The 18,836-nt window shown below is 47.0% G+C and carries 15 protein-coding genes; 14 read left to right on the top strand and 1 reads right to left on the bottom strand.

Annotated elements, in window-relative coordinates:
* Positions 1–71: 71 nt before the first annotated feature.
* Positions 72–1,283 carry an MFS transporter gene (locus tag BS640_RS05845; RefSeq protein ID WP_017490050.1) on the bottom strand — a complete coding sequence of 404 codons (1,212 nt, stop codon included), beginning with the start codon at positions 1,281–1,283 and terminating at the stop codon, positions 72–74.
* A 161-nt stretch (positions 1,284–1,444) separates the two neighbouring features.
* On the opposite strand from BS640_RS05845, the gene BS640_RS05840 reads away from it, so the two are divergent.
* The 14 genes from BS640_RS05840 (at position 1,445) to BS640_RS05775 (ending at position 18,743) form a co-directional block, all read left to right on the top strand.
* Positions 1,445–2,383 carry a LysR family transcriptional regulator gene (locus BS640_RS05840; RefSeq protein WP_017490051.1) on the top strand — a complete coding sequence of 313 codons (939 nt, stop codon included), beginning with the start codon at positions 1,445–1,447 and terminating at the stop codon, positions 2,381–2,383.
* A 1,434-nt stretch (positions 2,384–3,817) separates the two neighbouring features.
* Entirely contained in the window at positions 3,818–4,963 is a 1,146-nt protein-coding gene (locus BS640_RS05835; RefSeq protein WP_017490052.1) for a polysaccharide export protein, read from the top strand.
* Between the two features lie 89 nt (positions 4,964–5,052).
* Positions 5,053–5,961: a glycosyltransferase family 2 protein gene (locus tag BS640_RS05830; RefSeq protein WP_017490053.1), complete on the top strand. Its 909-nt coding sequence runs from the start codon at positions 5,053–5,055 to the stop codon at positions 5,959–5,961.
* 40 nt (positions 5,962–6,001) lie between these two features.
* Positions 6,002–7,063 carry a dTDP-glucose 4,6-dehydratase gene (gene rfbB / locus BS640_RS05825; protein ID WP_017490054.1) on the top strand — a complete coding sequence of 354 codons (1,062 nt, stop codon included), beginning with the start codon at positions 6,002–6,004 and terminating at the stop codon, positions 7,061–7,063.
* Between the two features lie 19 nt (positions 7,064–7,082).
* Entirely contained in the window at positions 7,083–7,958 is an 876-nt protein-coding gene (gene rfbA / locus BS640_RS05820; RefSeq protein ID WP_084912163.1) for a glucose-1-phosphate thymidylyltransferase RfbA, read from the top strand.
* A 1-nt stretch (position 7,959) separates the two neighbouring features.
* The gene (gene rfbC / locus BS640_RS05815) at positions 7,960–8,496 is read left to right on the top strand and encodes a dTDP-4-dehydrorhamnose 3,5-epimerase (protein WP_017490056.1); all 537 of its coding nucleotides are present in this window, start codon (positions 7,960–7,962) and stop codon (positions 8,494–8,496) included.
* The gene (gene rfbD, locus BS640_RS05810) at positions 8,493–9,347 is read left to right on the top strand and encodes a dTDP-4-dehydrorhamnose reductase (protein WP_017490057.1); all 855 of its coding nucleotides are present in this window, start codon (positions 8,493–8,495) and stop codon (positions 9,345–9,347) included. Before rfbC ends, rfbD begins: the two co-directional genes overlap by 4 nt.
* 81 nt (positions 9,348–9,428) lie before the next feature.
* On the top strand, positions 9,429–10,379 hold the full coding sequence (locus BS640_RS05805) for a glycosyltransferase family 2 protein (RefSeq protein WP_017490058.1): 951 nt from the start codon (positions 9,429–9,431) through the stop codon (positions 10,377–10,379).
* Between the two features lie 43 nt (positions 10,380–10,422).
* Positions 10,423–11,823 (top strand): group 1 glycosyl transferase, encoded by a 1,401-nt coding sequence (locus BS640_RS05800; RefSeq protein WP_084912162.1) that lies wholly within the window; start codon positions 10,423–10,425, stop codon positions 11,821–11,823.
* 402 nt (positions 11,824–12,225) lie between these two features.
* Positions 12,226–12,681, top strand: a complete 456-nt coding sequence (locus BS640_RS05795) for a sugar 3,4-ketoisomerase (RefSeq protein ID WP_017490060.1) — start codon at positions 12,226–12,228, stop codon at positions 12,679–12,681.
* The gene (locus BS640_RS05790; RefSeq protein WP_017490061.1) at positions 12,671–13,228 is read left to right on the top strand and encodes a GNAT family N-acetyltransferase; all 558 of its coding nucleotides are present in this window, start codon (positions 12,671–12,673) and stop codon (positions 13,226–13,228) included. The genes BS640_RS05795 and BS640_RS05790 overlap by 11 nt, the downstream gene beginning before the upstream one ends.
* Positions 13,229–14,332: a DegT/DnrJ/EryC1/StrS family aminotransferase gene (locus BS640_RS05785; protein WP_084912161.1), complete on the top strand. Its 1,104-nt coding sequence runs from the start codon at positions 13,229–13,231 to the stop codon at positions 14,330–14,332.
* 243 nt (positions 14,333–14,575) lie between these two features.
* Complete coding sequence (locus BS640_RS05780; protein ID WP_206023983.1) at positions 14,576–16,324, top strand: hypothetical protein; 1,749 nt, start codon at positions 14,576–14,578, stop codon at positions 16,322–16,324.
* 220 nt (positions 16,325–16,544) lie between these two features.
* Positions 16,545–18,743, top strand: coding sequence for a polysaccharide biosynthesis tyrosine autokinase (locus tag BS640_RS05775; RefSeq protein WP_017490064.1), 2,199 nt, complete (start codon positions 16,545–16,547; stop codon positions 18,741–18,743).
* Positions 18,744–18,836 lie beyond the last annotated feature (93 nt).

Raw genomic sequence — 18,836 nt, 5'->3', positions numbered from 1 at the left:
CCAGTGGGCAGATGATCTCCCTGTGCTGTTATGAGAAACACTGCTGCTTTATCGTGCGAGACGGCGAAAGTTTAGATTTTTCGGCTCATAATTCGCACGATCAGGCTTCCCGCACCGGCGAGGGTCGCAAGCGCGATAACGCCCTGCCATCCCCCTAGCTCCAGGGCTTTGCTACCGAGTGCCGATCCGACGGCCATGCCGATGAACACCACCGTAAACAGCAGTGCATTCAGGCGTCCACGGGCCGCAGGATCCAGGCCATATACCAAGGACTGATGTGACACCAGCGTAGCCTGCACGCCCAAATCAAATCCAATTGCGCTCAGAACAATCAGCGCTATCTGCGCATGCGGCGACAGCAACGGCAGCAGGAACATGGCGGCAAATGACACCATCACCAGCGCCGAACCTATCTGCGTCACCAGGGCAGGCCCTTGCTTGTCAGCCAGTTTACCCGCCAAGGGTGCGGCAAGTGCGCCTGCGGCACCCGCGAGGCCAAACGCCCCTGCCACGCCGCTGCCCAAATGGTAGGTCTCGTTCAGCATAATCGCCAGCGTTGACCAGAAAGCGCTGAAGGCCACCGACAGTAGGCCCTGCGACAGCGCAGCGCGGCGTAGCGTTTTGTAGTGCAGCCAGAGGTGACGCATGGAGAGCAGCAGCTGCGGATAACTCAGCTCAGTGCCGGGCGTAAATCGTGGCAACACCCGCCACAGCGCCAGTCCCACCAGCGCCACGCTCACCGCCGCCAACTGATACATCGCACGCCAGCCGAAGTACTCGGCCACGACGCCGCTGACCACGCGAGAAAGCAGGATCCCGACCAGCAGACCGGTCATTACGGTGCCCACCGTCTTACCCCGCTGTGCCGCCGGGGAAAGCGCCGCCGAGGCGGGAACGATATCCTGCGCCAGGGTCGCCGTTGCACCGATTAATAGACTGGTGAGGAGCACGCCGTGAATTCCGGGCGCGAAACCACACAGCAGCAGTGACAACGTCAGTAACACACTTTTCAGCAAGATAATCGTGCGGCGGTCAAAACGGTCACCCAACGGGATAAGAAACAAAATTCCTAACGCATAACCAATTTGAGTGAGCGTGGGAATAAGCCCCGTTTGCGTGAGGTTTGCGCCAAGAGAAGGCCCGATAATACCGAGCATAGGCTGACTGTAATAAATAGAGGCAACGCTCAGCCCGGTGCCTGCGGCGAGCGTAAACACCATTTTACCGGGAAGCGCGGGCTCTTCCACGGGTGCAATATTCTGTGTTGTTTCTAATTCTGACATAGTGGTATCCCCGGTGACTTTCTTTTTGCCGAAAGGTTAAGTATCGCTGACTGGCGATACTGTGCGTGGTCGCTCTGGCTGCTATCCGATGTGTGCATTTTTATGTATGTCACCAATAAGTGGTAGTCATCTAAAAGGTAAAACTGTTATACATAATACGTATGAGCAAAACTTCCTCAGGCGGTATCGACCGCATAGACCTGATGCGTACCTTTATACGTATCGTGGAAAGCGGCAGCCTCTCGGCGGCTGCACAACAAATGCAAACCAGCCAACCCACCGTCAGCAGGCGGTTGCAGGCGCTGGAGCGTATGCTTGGGGCAAAACTGATACTGCGCACCACGCATGCGATGAAATTGACCGATGACGGACAACGCTGTTATCGCCATGCCAAGTTGCTCATTGAGCAGTGGAGTGCACTCGAGGACGACCTCCGAGGCGATGGCGAAGAACCAGAGGGCATTTTGCGCGTCCGTGCACCGCACGCCTTCGGACAAGACCAGCTGATCGCCCCGTTGACTGAATATCTGCAGCGCTACGGCAATATGTCCGTTGACTGGATGCTGAATGACCGTACCCCTGACTTTATCGCCGAACACATCGACTGCATGATTCAAGTTGGGGAGATAACCGATCCCTCGATGGTCGCGGTCTTGCTCGCCGAGGTGCCGAGAATCGTCGTTGCCTCACCGTCGCTTCTCGCGGGTTACTCTCCTATCAAGCAAATAGACAGTCTTGCCCGATTGCCCTGGATAGCGGTAAGTACCTTTTACCGTAACGAAGTGACGTTAAGTCATGGGGAAAGTGGGAGAAGCGCCAGCTTTGAGATTAAACCCAAATTAAGCACCGACAGTTTGTATGCCGCGCGTAAGGCGGCAGAAACCGGGCTGGGGGCAGCAATAGTATCCGCTTGGGTTGTGAGCGAAAATATCGTTGACGGAACCCTGGTACATATTTTGCCCGATTGGCACGCTAAACCCTTACCCGTGTACCTGGTTTATCCTTACGCCAGCTATTATCCCGCTCGACTTCTAAAGTTTCTGGAATTAATTCGCACAGTAATGCCAGAACTCAGTGGCACACGACGGCCGCGAAATTAACCACCGAAATATTATTTTAACAATCCGAGCATATAACGAGAGGTGGGGAATAATGCCTCTATTTACGCCTCGTCACATATCTTAACGTTTTCAAGTTTTGACTCGCCAAAGAAAACGCTTTTTGTATTTTATCCCTACTATTTCCCAAGGAGGCGAAAAGGTATCAGGCTTAAACAAAGTCAAATTGCGTATAAATTAAAAGCAGCTGTTCAAAAAGAGTAACGTCAGAATTAATTTTTGACCGATTGTCTATAAATTTGGCGGTAAAAACAGACCTTATAGTTACTTCAGGTAATTATTGTGCCCCACCAAGCCGCGCAGGCCCCTCTTCTACCATAAGAAACTGTTATAGAACGGCAAGTTTTATACAAACTTTTGACAAGATTATTAAAAAAACCTCTGTCAGGAACTCACTAAGGTGTTGCGAATCTGGAACAATCGTATTATATATACTTATCGTTGTTTCAAACGCAGAGCGTCAAAAAAATGCAAGCAATAAACCTTGAAAAATATGACGTTTCGCCAAAATTTGCTCTGGCCGCTCTTGTTTCAAATTGCTATGATGCTAGCATAGGATTAATCCTAGATGCGTTTTTTTTAAACAATGCAAAAAAAGCAACAGGATATAATTGCCCCTTGTTAACCGCCAGATACGCTATAACAGCTAGGATCTTGCCTCACCGGACCTGATGAAAACGTAACGAGCCTTAATCTTTTGGGAGGCTGTAAGCCAAATAACAATGCGACTCTGACCCAAACCTCCGCTAAAGCGATTTTTATAATGCTCTTTATTTAAATCATTGATGCGGATAAAACGGGAAAAGCGCATAAAAAAATCAGTCTTAATCTCTACTTTATTTTGTAATGTTGGCTCTGAAGATAATAGGCATTATCTGAAAAACAGGTTCTCCAGAAGATAGTTTGAATGGTTTTGTTAACCTTGTTTTGCTCAAGCGAATTTGTCCACGAAGTTCATTTCAGCAGAGAAAGTGAGAAAAACTGACAACTAAACCCCTGTGAGTCAAGCCCTCGCGACAGTTTAGGTCAACAGGATTGTGCGTAGCCCATAGATGTAAAAACATCAAGTGCAAGGCGGAATAATAATATAAACGACAGCGCAGAGCCTCCTAAGCTGTCGAAATAATTTAGCGAAGCTAATTTATTTGGAGAGCAAGGGCTGTTATTGTCTGTACTCTGAAGTGCGGACCAAGATTATATGCTTATTTTTTTAGTGTATTGGTAGCTACGAGCCAAGGGCGGTAGCGTACTCTTTCCCGGTTAACACTTGAACACTTCAGAAGTAATGCGAGATTTCACACACCTTTTCCGGCAAGCAGGATGCATTCCCCGCCTGGGTCTGTTATCTCTTTAACGTCGAAGATGATGATGATGATAAAGACAGTAACTCTTAAAAAACGAGATGGTCTGGAACCTATGCACAAAAATCTTTTTAAACTTTCTGCGCTATTCTTTGCTGTGGGTATTTTGGGCGGCTGTACAGTTATACCAGGGCAAGGCTTAATTACCGGGAGTAAAAATGTCGTCGAGGTCCCAGACAGCGATTACGACCTGGACAAGCTGGTCAACATCTATCCAATGACCCCCTATCTGGTCAATAAGATGCAGCCCCCTGCCGCAATTGCACGTCCTAATCCACAATTAACAACTCTTTTAAAAAGTTATCAGTACCACATCGGGATCGGTGACGTGTTGATGATAACTATTTATGATCACCCAGAATTAACCACGCCAGCAGGCCAATACCGTAGCGCCAGTGACACGGGTAACTGGGTCGGTGCAGACGGTAATATTTTCTATCCTTATATTGGCCAGGTTCACGTTGCAGGTCTCACGCTTGATCAAGTTCGTACCATGATTGCTAAACGTCTGTCTGCTTTCGTAGAAAGCCCACAGGTTGACGTTAGCGTAGCCTCGTTCCGCTCACAGAGAGCCTATATAACAGGTGAAGTGACAACGTCAGGTCAGCAGTCAATTACCAATATTCCGTTGACCGTTGTCGATGCTATCAACGCCGCCGGCGGTTTGACCGCCAATGCCGACTGGCGCAATGTGGTGCTGACTCATAACGGCCACGATGAACGTATTTCCCTCCAGGCGCTGATGCAAAACGGTGACATGACTCAAAACCGTCTGCTCTACCCTGGCGATATTCTTTACGTGCCACGCAATGACGATCTCAAAGTCTTCGTCATGGGTGAAGTTGGCCAGCAAAGCACGCTTAAAATGGACCGCAGTGGTATGACCCTGGCCGAGGCCTTGGGTAATGCTAACGGTATTGCTCAGGATATGGCTGATGCTTCCGGTGTCTTTGTCATCCGTGGTATTCACAACGGAACAGGTCAAGATAAAGGAAAAATTGCCGACATCTATCAGCTGAATGCAAAAGATGCGTCGGCGATGGTTCTTAGCAGCAACTTCCAGTTACAGCCTTACGACATTGTTTATGTCACTGCAGCGCCTATCGTGCGCTGGAACCGCGTTATCAGCCAGATCGTACCAACGATCACCGGCGTTAATAACCTGACTGAAACAGTAAAATATATCCGTGACTGGAATTAAGACTGAGTCCCCACGCGTCAATATGTCAGCGATGACGTAATTATTGCGTGGGGGCAATTATTCATCTCTGGCTAAACCAGGAAAAGATGATGAAATACTTCTTGGCTATACCCACTTACAACGGTGGAAAAATATGGGAAGAGTCGATAGCTAACATTAAGAAGTATGCACCTGAAGATCTTTATGTTCAGGTTATCGATTCTGGCAGCCGTGACGGTACGGCTGCTTTAGCGGAACAGGCCGGGTTCAATGTCATTGGGATAAGTTCTCAAGAGTTTAATCACGGTGGGACGCGAAATCTTGCAGTAGACTGCGCTCCCGCCGACTGTGACATAGTGATATTCCTAACGCAGGATGCGATACCGGAAGAGGGGAGCCTGCAAAAACTGGTTGCAGCCTTTGAAGATCCCAAAGTTGCCTGTGCCTATGGACGCCAGTTACCTCATGTTGACGCGACCCCTATCTCTCAGCATGCACGCAGTTTTAACTATACCGCTCAAAACTATGTTTATACTCAGGCAGACGCAGCCCGCGTCGGCCTGAAAACAGTTTTCATTTCTAATTCATTTGCTGCCTATAGAATATCAACATTTAAAGAGTTAGGAGGATTCCCCTCTAATACTATTCTCAGTGAAGATATGTATTTCGCCGGGAAGGCGGTATTAGCAGGATATAAAGTGGCCTATGTGGCTGAAGCTCAGGTTCGTCACTCTCATAATTACACTTCTCTTGAAGAATTTAAGCGTTACTTTGATATTGGTGTTTTCCACGGTAAAGAACGGTGGATTCATCAAAATTTTGGCGGTGCAGGTGGTGAAGGTAAAAAATTTATTTTTTCTGAGCTGCGCTTTTTGCTCAAACACGGAGTTATGTATATCCCACGTGCATGTATAAATAATGCAATGAAAATAGCCGGATATAAGTTGGGGAAGAATTACAAAACCCTGCCATTCGGATGGAACCGCGCATTGAGTATGCACAAACGCTATTGGAAATAACAACTCCTCCGTTGCTTCTACCTTATTTGTTGAGGATACAATGAAAATTATCGTAACAGGTGGTGCCGGCTTTATTGGTTCGGCCGTCGTTAGACACATTATTCAGCACACCAATGATGAAGTGCTGGTTATCGATAACCTTAGTTATGCGGGTAATCTGGCTTCACTGGCTCCAGTAAGCAATGATTCGCGCTATAGCTTTGCCCAGGTAGACATTTGCGACGCAGTAGCGTTGAAAAAAGTATTCATTGAATTCAAACCTGACGCGGTGATGCATCTCGCGGCAGAAAGCCACGTTGACCGTTCTATTGATGGTCCTGGCGCATTCATTCAAACCAACGTAGTGGGTACCTATACCCTGCTTGAAGCCGCGCGTGAATACTGGTTATCTCTTACTGAAGAAGCCAAGGCCGCCTTCCGCTTCCACCATATTTCCACCGACGAAGTGTATGGTGATTTACACGGCGTGGACGACCTATTCACCGAAGAAACCCCCTATTCCCCTAGTAGCCCTTATTCTGCGTCCAAGGCCGCCAGTGACCATTTGGTGAGAGCATGGAAACGCACCTACGGCCTGCCTACCCTGGTGACGAACTGTTCTAACAACTATGGCCCTTATCATTTCCCTGAGAAACTGATTCCGTTGATCATCCTGAATGCCCTGGCGGGTAAACCTCTGCCGGTCTATGGCAAAGGCGATCAGATTCGTGACTGGTTGTATGTTGAAGATCACGCCCGTGCACTGCACAAGGTTGTGACTGAAGGTGAAGTCGGCGAAACCTACAATATCGGTGGCCATAATGAGCGCCAGAATATTGAGGTAGTTAATACTATTTGCGATTTACTTGAAGAACTGGTGCCAGAGAAACCTGAAGGAATTAAACACTATCGTGATTTGATTACCTGGGTTGCCGACCGCCCTGGACACGACAAGCGTTACGCCATCGATGCCGGAAAAATTGACCGTGAATTAGGTTGGAAACCGGAAGAGACCTTCGAAAGTGGTATTCGTAAGACAGTGCAATGGTATCTGAATAACTTCGAGTGGGTAAATACTATTAAAGCGGGTACTTGGACTGAGCGTCTTGGTCTTTCTAAATAAATTTTAAGGTGACAGAATCATGAAAGGTATCATTCTGGCTGGCGGCTCAGGAACGCGTTTATATCCCCTTACCCGCGGTGTATCGAAGCAGTTGCTCCCTATTTATGATAAACCGATGATCTATTATCCGATCTCTGTTTTGATGTTGGCTGGTATTAAAGACATTCTTATTATTACCACACCCGAAGATAATGATGCATTTCTTCGTCTTTTGGGTGACGGTTCCCAATTTGGTATTTCACTGCAATATGCTATTCAGCCAAGCCCGGATGGTTTAGCCCAGGCATTTATTATCGGCGAGGATTTTATTGCCGGTGAAAGCTGTGCACTGGTCCTTGGTGATAACATTTTCTTCGGTGAAAGCTTCGGTCGTAAACTTGAGCACGCGGTGAGCAATATTGATGGCGCTACCGTCTTTGGCTATCAGGTAATGGATCCAGAGCGTTTTGGCGTCGTAGAGTTTGACGAAAAGAATCGCGCTATTTCCATTGAAGAAAAGCCGACTGAGCCTCGTTCAAATTGGGCGGTAACCGGTCTTTATTTCTACGATCATCACGTTGTTGAAATGGCAAAGCAAATCAAGCCTTCGCACCGAGGTGAGCTTGAAATCACCACGCTGAACGAGATGTACCTGAAAGCTGGTAACCTGAAAGTTGAACAATTGGGTCGCGGTTTTGCTTGGTTAGATACAGGAACACACGACAGCCTGCTCGAAGCTTCTCAATTTATTCATACCATTGAGAAACGCCAGGGCTTTAAAGTGGCCTGTCTTGAAGAGATTGCCTTCCGTAAAGGCTGGATTTCGCATGAACAAGTTGCACAACAGGCGAAAATTCTAGCAAAAACCGGCTATGGAAAATATCTGACCCAGCTGATTGAATTTAAGGACATCTAACATGGAAATCATTGATACTCCGCTTGTAGGCGTCAAAATTATTCAACCTAAGGTGTTCGGCGACAGTCGTGGTTTCTTTCTTGAGACATTTGAGAAAAAACGTTACCAGCAAATGTTGAACATCGATCTGGAGTTTGTTCAGGACAACCATTCACGTTCTAGCAAGGGCGTCTTGCGCGGCATGCATTTTCAGACTGCTAATCCTCAAGGCAAACTGGTGCGCGTAGTTCGTGGTGAAGTCTATGACGTGGCTGTCGACATTCGCCCTGAGTCTGCTTCCTACGGCAAGTGGTACGGCGTACTGCTTTCCGAAGAGAACAAGACCCAATTTTGGGTACCACCGGGTTTAGCACACGGCTTTGTGGTGCTGTCTGATGTTGCTGATTTTGAATATAAATGCACCAATTATTATGCGCCAGAGCTTGAAGCCTGTCTGATATGGAACGATCCGGACGTCGGCATTGAATGGCCAATCGATAACCCACTGCTGTCAGACAAAGACAAACGCGGCAAAACACTGCGAGAACTGGTTAAATGAAAATTTTACTGACGGGTGCCAACGGACAGTTAGGACGTTGTTTTCAGGACAGGCTCCCGGAGGGCTGGCAGGTGCGCGCTCTGGGATCTGCCGAACTGGATATCGGCAACAAATCTCAGGTTGAAGAAGCCGTACTTTCATGGAAACCCGATGCCATCGTCAACGCGGGTGCCTACACCGCCGTTGATAAAGCAGAGAGTGAACCTGAATCCGCTGCTCGTGTAAACACGCTGGGTCCTGAAAACCTGGCTCACGCCGCGCGTAGCGTCGGGGCTAAACTGATCCATGTCTCTACCGATTATGTATTCGACGGTAAGGGCACCCAACCTTATCGTGAAACGGATACAACGAATCCTCTTGGCGTGTATGGTAAGACCAAACTTGACGGCGAAAACGCTGTTCAGGCCATTTTACCTGAAGCGGCGATTATTCGTACCGCCTGGGTGTTCAGCGAATACGGCAGTAACTTCGTGAAAACGATGGTCAATCTTGCCGAAAAACGTGACGAACTAGGCATTGTAAGCGACCAACGTGGCTGTCCGACCTATGCAGGCGACCTGGCAACTGCAATCATTGAGCTTCTTCAAAGCAACGCCCAAGGGGGCATTTACCATTTTGGCGGCGATCGTGAAGTTTCGTGGTTTGAATTTGCGGATAAGATCTTTGATGTTGCCGTTTCTCAGGGGCGAATCGAGAAGAAACCGACGCTTAACGCAGTGACAACTGATCAATACCCAACGCCTGCACGACGTCCGGCCTATTCTGTCCTTGCCGGCGAAAAGATAAAGTCTTTGGGCGTACAGCTGTCAAATTGGGAAGCCGCGCTTACTGAAATAATTCGCAAGTTTTGATTTAAACACCAAAGTCTTAAAGCTTACTCATTTAAGGTTAGCGATGGGTAAGCTTAAAAAGATCCTGAACGCTGAGACGCTATGAGAAAAATAAACGTTATCCTGGCTACGTATAACGGTGAGAAATACGTAACAGAGCAGATTCAGTCCATTTTGTTAAATTTCGAACATTTACCAGAGTACGACTGCCACATTCTGGTTTCGGATGATAATTCTTCTGATAATACCTCGGCGATTATCCAACGTTTTAACCAGCAGGATCCACGGATAGAGTTGCTCGATAACGGTAAAAAAGGTGGGCCTCGGGAAAACTTCAATTATTTGATTGCCAATACCGACGCGGACTATACGTTCTTCAGCGACCAGGACGACCTGTGGCTGCCAAATAAAATGCGCTTGTTCATCGACAGATTTATCGAACTTGAACAACAGCAAAGCGGCCCGATACTCCTGCATTCAGACCTTTGCGTGGCTGACAAAAATCTGTCACCCGTGCATATTTCAATGTTTACGTATCAGAATTTGAATCGTAATCCTGACTTTGCCGCGCTGATCGTCAGTAACTCTGTCACAGGCTGCGTGATGGCCCTTAACCGCGAGCTTCTGATTGAGACTCAGAACAGCCGCATCAGCGAGTCCATCATGCACGACTGGTATATTGCCCTGCTGGCTTCTTCTACTGGCCGCATTAGTTTCCTGGATAATTCGCTTATTCTTTACCGTCAGCATGGTAACAATCAGGTAGGTGCTAAATCAGCCTCACTGGGTGACATGCTGTTCGGCGCATCAATGAAGAAAAAAATGGAGCAAACGCGTATCTCGGTGCAGAAAACCCGAGCTCAGGCCCAGCTTTTTCTCGATGATTATGGTCAGGTCCTCAAATCTGCCGACAAAGCACTGCTCACTGCTTATATTGAATCTTTCGAAAAAGGGATTTTCTCTCGCTTCAAATTGTTTAGTAGCCACGGTATTCGTAAATCAGGTTCAGTACGTAATGTATTTTTCTTTATTTTTTATGTACTGGGTTTGTAATTCTACCGTAGGTTATTTCCCAACGTGAAGGTCATAAATAATCATGAAGACGTTTATCAATCCTCTTAGGGAAAAAGTATTAAACACGTTAGACTTCAATATCAGTATGCAGGCAGCAAAAGTCTACGGTTCCCTTCTCCATACCATGGATATTGGTCGATATGATGACCCTGAAATGGAGAAGGTACTGATAAATCGCGCCAAGGAATCATTATCCTTATCCTCGGAGTCAGTCCCCAATAAAGATTGTCTACATATCATTACTGAAGCTTATATTATTGGCGGTCATACGCGATTAATGGAAAAGCTGGCCGGAATGCATGAGATACCGCCAGATTTACTGATTACGCGCTACAGTGATGAAAAAGCACTGGAGCGTTGCAAAAAGATATTTACTGCCGTCCATTCGATCGAAGCAAACGACCTTATTGAAACCGTCAAGCAGATTCATTCCTTCTGCAAGGACTATAAACGTATCGTGTTGCATATCCATGCTGACGATATCGCAACGGTGGTGGCCTGCGGGTTGATACAGCAGGTTCGGGAGCTCAATGTTTACTTTGTAAACCATGCCGACCACGCTTTCACCTTTGGCAGTGCTGTAGCGAATTATTATTTCCAACTCAGCAGCTACGGTGCTCGTCTGGACAAGCTTAAGACTATCGCCGGGCAAACCTCATTTTTAGGTATTCCCGTGTCAGATATTCGCCCAGAAAAGGCGACTACCTCGAGTGAAGTCAGCGCTAACCCAAGTTTCTTTAGTTCAGGGGCAGCGATGAAATTCAAGCCCTTTCGCGGAGAAAATATCAATCCGCTAATAGCTAAAATATTGGATAAATGGCCACAAACCACCTTCACGATTGTTGGCGTGTCGATGTTAACAAACTTTTGGTGGTGGCCTCTCAAGCTGCGTTACGGAAAGCGGCTGAGGCTACTGCGTTACCTGCCGTACGATCAGTTTATCTCTCTGACACGGGAGGCTGATTTCTACGTTGATAGCTACCCTTTCCCGGGAGGAACCGCTTTTGCCGAACAGATTCTTGCCGGTAAACGAGGGATTGGACTAATGTCACGGGTACAAGGTTATTCGCCGGCCGATAAGCTTAAAAGACCAAGCGTGGGTGATGTGATTGACACGATTGACCACTATCAAGACGATGGGGTTGTCGAGGAGATAGTTGCCGTAAATGGTTATGAAGCAGTGAAAAAAAGGTATCTAGCCTGTCTGTATCAAAATGAGAAATCTTCTTTTGATATGGAAACTTTAGTACCTTGGGGTGGAGATACCCAAAGTCTGGTAGTACGAAATAAGGTGTTTGTCCCTATCAGTCCTGAAGTGATGAAATATCTTTATCGTAACGAAAAAAAACTTTTTCTGCGAATATTCCTACGCATGTCGCTCTTTAATAAAGCGTATATCAGTTGGAATGCGATAAAAAAATAATTGGGTGCTAATGTTTTTCAGAAAAAGCCGTAATTTTTGACAGTATTCAATGTTGGATTTCATGCAGCCTTAATAGCGAAATGGAATCCTTCGCGATAAGGGGCGGGAATAAAAATACGCATAATAATGCGATGTTAAACCCTAATCACTCTTACGCGACTATAATAATAAAACTTCAATAAGACGCTTTAAAATACATGTGCGATCCGCCCTTGCATTTCAACCATTAGGCGAGAAAATGTACCGATCGCACATTATTTCCACCATGGATGTCTGTCATATCGGGTTCGATGTGCGAATCAGATTAAAAATGTCATTTTTTGATAATCGACATAAAAATTGGCTTATACGGTTTCTCCAAAGCCCCAAATCATAACTAATCATAAGGTTAGAGGCATTATTATGAATTTATTTACACACACTGATGAAACAGACTCCTCACAGCCGCCACAACACTCGGTGATTGACCTGGTGACTTTCACTGACGAGCGTGGTTGCCTAGTCAGCGTGGAATCCATGAATCAAGTTCCTTTTGAAATCAAAAGGCTTTTCTACATCTTCAATACCAATACCAATCAAAATCGCGGCTTTCACGCCCACCGTCGTGACAAAATGTTCCTTATTTGTCTGGTCGGTAAACTGCGCGTTCGCCTGAATGACGGGATGAAAATCAGCGATCACTGGCTGGACAGTCCCTCTAAAGGCCTGTTGGTCAATGACATGGTGTGGGTAGAAATGCATGACTTTAGTAAAGACTGTGCATTAGTGGTGCTCTCAAGCGAAAAGTATGACAAAGGCGATTACATTCACGATTACGATGTATTCATCGAAGAGGCAAAGGCCAAGTATGAAGAATAAATATGGCAAAACCATACTGCTTCGCCCCGTTGAAACCAGCGACTATGAATTTGTTCACAGCCTGCGTGTTGCCCCAAAAAGTACTCAATTTTTGACACCGGTTGATGATGACCCGTTGCAGCAAAAAGTGTGGCTCGAAAACTACAAAAAACGCGAAGCCGCAGGTGAAGAATATTATTTCATCATTCAACGTATCGATAATCAGCAGCCCGTAGGTTCTTTGCGTGCTTACGGCGTCGATCGTGAGAAAAGTATTGCCCACTGCGGCAGCTGGATTCTCAATGAAAATAAAACCATGACCTCAGCAATCGAAAGTATTTTGCTGATGCTGGAATCTATGAATGATATAGGGATTGGTGTGTTAGTTGTCGATGCACGTAAAGACAACGCCCCCGCCTTACGCTTCATCAAGAAGATATCGCATCGCTATCACGGCGAGGATGAGACGAATCATTTTTACGAAATCGATGTCCCGGTAATGTTGGCGACTTTCTACAAAGAAAATGAACACTTTATTTTGCCAGATGCTCCAGAAAAGGATGCGTAAATGATCAACTTTCTCAATCTCAAGAAAATCAATACACCCTATGCGGAAGATCTTAAAGCAGCAAGCGCACGCGTGATTGATTCCGGGTATTACATTCTCGGGCCTGAAGTCCGCAAGTTTGAGCAGGAATTTGCGGAATTTTGTGGGGTGAGAACGTGTATCGGATTAGCGTCCGGACTCGATGCACTTGTGCTTGTGCTTCGCGCCTGGAAACTGCTGGGTAAAATCAAAGACGGTGATGAAGTCATCATTCAGGCCAATGCCTATATCGCCTGCGTATTAGCGATAACAGAAAACAATTTAAAGCCGGTGTTTGTAGAGCCGGACGCCGATAGCTATAACATCGACGTCAGCAAAATTCGTGAAGCGATTACCCCAAATACCCGAGTGATTATGCCAGTACACCTCTATGGCTACCTCTCCCCGATGCCAGAAATCATGGAAATCGCGCGTGAGTTTAACCTTTTGGTGCTCGAAGACTGTTCTCAGTCTCACGGTGCTACCCTTGATGGACATCGTGCAGGCTATTGGGGCGACGCCTCGGCGTTCAGCTTCTATCCGAGCAAAAATCTCGGCGCGCTGGGTGATTCTGGTGCTGCAACGACCAACGATGAAGAACTTGAGGCAACCCTGAGAGCACTTCGTAATTATGGTTCTAAAGAGCGTTATTATAATATTTATCAGGGTGTTAATAGCCGACTAAGTGAAATGCAGGCCGCCCTTCTGAGCGTTAAATTGAAGTATTTCTGGCCTGAAGTCGAGAACCGCAGGCGTATTGCTGAGCGCTATCTCGCCGGGATAAATAACCCGATCATTACCTTGCCAAAAGTCGCTAATCGCGAACAGCATACCTGGCACCTGTTCGTAGTTCGCAGCGCACATCGTGATGCATTAAAGCATTACCTCGAGCAAAACGGCGTGGAGACAATCATTCATTATCCTAAACCTCCTTATTTGCAGGAAGCTTACAAGGAAATGAATCATTTAAGTTTCCCGCTTAATGAAGCGATTCATGATCAGATTTTAAGTCTGCCTGCCGATCCATCGCTTTCTAACAGCGATGTAGAGCACATCATCGAAGTTTGCAATAAGTTCCGCGCGTAGTTTCCCTTATAAGAACTCGGCCATTTCACTGGCCGAAGTTAATAATTTGCCCTGGGCAACGTTTCAAAATTGTTCATCTATTTCACAGCAGAAAATATCGGGTACTCTTCTGCAAAGTTCAGTCTATACCTCTCTATATAGCTGCTCTTTATAAGCCGCCCTTTATTCATTCCGTTGCGCACACTTGGTGCAGTGGGGAACAGCCGGACAGTCTCTGGCCCTAACCAGAAGTGACACGAGATCATGACAATTTCCCGAAGAAGTTTGTTTCGCTGGCTTGTTCCCTCGGCAGCCGTCGGCTGGCTCGGCGGAAGTCGTGCCAATGCGGCAGAACCTCTCCAGCATGCTCAGGCAGTACAAGGCAGCGAGTCAATTGCAGCTGCAGTTGAAAATTTAAAGTCGCTAGACGGCGCAGGAATTACCGGTTACGCCCTTAAACATCCGTATGGCCGAAATACGGTGGGTGCGAAACTCAATAACTTTGTCACTATTGAAGATTTTGCCGATGCGGATAGCGCCCGCGGAGACTGGAGTACGGCGATTAACGCCGCGCTGAAGTACGCGATTAAGAACGATATCCACGACGTTTATGGCACCGGCACCTACAACATAAGTAAGCCCATTATCGTTGAGTATCTCGGTAACCGAGGTCTAAACATTAGTATTTCCCACCTGGTAGCCAATAAAAACTGGCAGGAAAACACCACATTGTGGGATGCCTTACCGATGATTTTCATCGGCGATACTGACGGTAACATTACCGGCCTGAATCTGCGTATCAATATGCTCAATGGCGCAGGCAAGGCAGACGGGATCCGGGCTAAAGACAATGGTTTTGCTTTGTGCCAACTACACATTGGTGATGCAAGAAACTGTATACGCGTCATCTCAAACGGCGAACACACCTGGCCAAACGGCGCCCTGCAGATTACCGGCGACTTTTGGACTGAAAACTGGCTAGGCGTACATATCACGCGTGGCACCAAAGGCACGACACCTATCTCGGAATCATGGAAGATAAACGTCAAGTTTGTTGCCAACAATCGCTACGGAGGCATTCTCCTGCGAGGGGGATCTCAATACTCTCAGCTTACCGGCGACCATGACTACAACGGACGTTATTTATCCATCGTGCAAGTTGACAGCCTTGAAGGCCTGTCTCGTGGCAAAATTGTCAGTAATGGTATCACCAGAAGTGAAATCCTGATGGCTTACCAGACTCAGGGGGAAGCATGGTTAATGCTGATGGAATCGAAAGATGTTTCGATTTCTCAGGGGACAACCAGCAGTTTCTCGAAAGGTCAAACACTGACCGTTTCGGGCAAATCGTCAATAAAACGTAAAATATTGCAGGTTCAGCGATGCGGCGATAATCCTTCAGGGACGAATTATGTGGATATTTTGCATGATTTTGAAGGTGAGCCTTTCGCTAAGATTCAGGCTTTGCTAGGTTACTGTAGTGGTATTTATGGTTCGATGTTATTTACATCGTTTATTACCGCTCAAAACGGTTTCTCAGGAACGACCGACGGTTTGCGAGGCATGGGTATTGCCAATTCAGGAACGGCGCTGTCTCTATATAACCGTGCACTGAGTGAAGAACCCGTAGCTAATTTCACTGCAGATTTCGTCAATTTCCAAAAAAAGCTCTACATGCAGGCTCATCTGTATGAAGGAATAGGGACGGCGCAGGTCATCGGGCGTTCCTCATCGGAATTCACGACATTATTTACGCTGCAGGAGTCTCCTTTAGACAGGTACCTTCAGGAGCTCAATCTTTATAAGGTTTATATCAAGACAAACTTTCTTGGCGTTGCCGGTGAGTTTTTAATTAGCCTAACCGCTGATCCCGCAGAAAAGACACCGATGGTCGCTCAGGCGGTGTTTTGGAACCAAGGCGCTTTTGCCTGGCGTGTATCGGGCTATGATTTTCAGGTCAGGCAGGAAGCGACTGATCAAATGCAGTTTGTCGCCAACATATTACGCGTCTAAAAGTGAAGTTGGTTTACGAATATGTAGGAAGCAGATTTGAATCAGGCAGGGCAACTCTGAACAAAAAAGGAACTAAAATATCGAAATTCACCCTTAAAGCACACAGACAAACCAGAAGATAAATGTCTGTATGGCTCACTCTGTAATCGTTATTGTTTGTTCAGACCGAAATTCGATTAAGCAAAATTCCATAACCACATTTATTAGTGCGGGATTAATAATGTCAGAAAAAAAAGACGCAGGATTCGCCAAGATGGAAACCAACGCAAATAGCCTGGATCTGGGTCGCTTATATGGCGCAATCCTAGACGACCGAAGGCTGGTGATTATTACCGTTGTGGTGATGATGCTATTGGGCGTAGTTTTTTACTTTTTCGCTACACCGATCTATAGCACTGACGCTATGGTTCAGGTTGAAACAAACGCAGGTTCTGCGTTAATCAACGATCTTTCCAGGCTTTTACCAGATTCACAGCCCAAGTCTGACGCACAAATTAAGATGATTAAATCTAAATTGGTGCAGTTCAAGACTATTCAGGAATTGAATCTCGACATCGAACAGGAAGAACATTTTTACCCGTTATTTGGTAAAGGCTGGGCGCGCCTTACCCACCAACCCCACAATATGCTCGAAATTGGCCATCTACAGGTTCCCGATACCATGCTAGGCCAGTGGCTGACATTCACGGTCACCGGTCCCAAAACTTTTCAGCTCAGCTTTGACGGTCGTCCTCTGGTAAATGGTACCGTCGGACAACCTGCGACCGCTGATGGTGTTTCTATCACCGTTGATAACCTGCAGGCTAAAGATAATACTGTTTATACCGTCCGTAAGCTGCCTATCCGCGACGCTTATGACAAACTGGTTGCGGGCTTGTCCGTTGCCGATGCCGGTGTAGATACTGGTATGCTGGAAATGACGTTGAAGGGTGAAAACCCGCTGCGTGACCAGAAAGTCCTGAACAGCATCGCAAACAACTATGTATTGCAAAACGTTCAACGTAATTCTCAGGAAGCGGCTAACAGCCTGGAGTTCCTGAAACAGCAGCTGCCTTTAGTTCATGAAGAGCTGGATCGTTCAGAAGACAAACTGAATGCTTTCCGTCAGAAAAGTGATTCTGTGGACATGAGCCTCGAGATTCGTTCCGCACTCGACACCATGGTAAACCTGGATAACTCACTGAATGAGTTGACGTTTAAAGAGGCCGAAATCTCCCAGCTCTATACGCCAGAGCACCCGACCTATCGTGCCTTGCTTGAAAAACGTAAAATTCTGGAAGACGAAAAAACCGCACTTAACAAGAAAATCAGTAGTTTGCCTAACACGCAACAAGAGCTTCTGCGCCTGAATCGTAACGTGGATTCAGAACAGGAAATCTTCATGCAGCTGTTACGTAAACAGCAAGAGTTGAGCATTAATAAAGCGAGTACTGTGGGTGATGTACGCATCGTTGACTACGCAACTTCTGAAGTGGCGCCAGTCTTCCCTAAACTGAGCCTTATCGAAGCGTTTGCCGCTATTCTGGGTCTGCTGCTGGCAGTGACCTTCATCGTGATGAAAATCATGATGCGCCGTGGTATTGAAGGTGCGCGGGAACTTGAAGAGCAAGGCATTACCGTTTACGCGAACGTTCCTTTTGCCTCCAATCAAAGCCGACTGGCCAGCATCCCTATCCTGGGTAATCTGAGCAAGAATAATAAGGCCAAGAAGAGCAGAGAAGTCCTGGCTATCACCGACCCGGCCGACCTTACCGTCGAATCGCTGCGTAGCCTGCGTACCAGCCTGCACTTTGCGATGATTGAAGCGAAAAACGATATCCTGATGATTACCGGTGCGGTACCTCAGGCAGGTAAGAGCTTCATCTCCGTTAACCTTGCGGCCGTTATCGCGTTGACCGGTAAGAAGGTGCTGCTGATTGACGCCGACATGCGTCGCGGTTCTGCACACGAATACTTCGGCTTCAACCCACGTAAAGGGCTTTCAAGCGTACTCGCCGGACAGCAGACGGTTTCTGAAGTCATTCATGAGACCGAGATCCCGGAACTGCAGGTGATTACCCGTGGCCGTACGCCGCCTAACCCAGCAGAACTTCTGACCAGCAAGCGTTTTGAAGATTTACTGGAATGGGCTAACCAGAACTATGATCTGGTGGTTATCGATACCCCGCCGGTGCTGTCCGTAACGGATGCCAGCATCATCGGTCAGATTGTCGGTACAACCATGATGGTTGCGCGCTTCGAACTCAACACCGTTAAGGAAGTTGAGGTCAGTATCAAGCGTCTGGAACAGAGTGGGGTTAACGTTAAAGGCTGTATCCTGAACGCCATCGTACGTCGCTCTGCGAACTACTATAGCCAGAACTACAGCTACGACGCATTCTATACTTACGAGTACAAACGCCACATCGATAAAGACTAATCGTGCAGGCCTAGCGGGCTGCCAGGCAAGTCATGTGCCAGTCCGAATGCACCCTTTATAACCTTGAGATAAAAGGCTTATAAGTTCTCTGGT

Origin of the sequence: Rouxiella badensis, from assembly GCF_002093665.1 — a bacterium.
Classification (GTDB): Bacteria; Pseudomonadota; Gammaproteobacteria; order Enterobacterales; family Enterobacteriaceae; genus Rouxiella; species Rouxiella badensis.
Note: the sequence above shows the minus strand (reverse complement) of the source record. Positions and strands in the feature narration are given on the sequence as shown.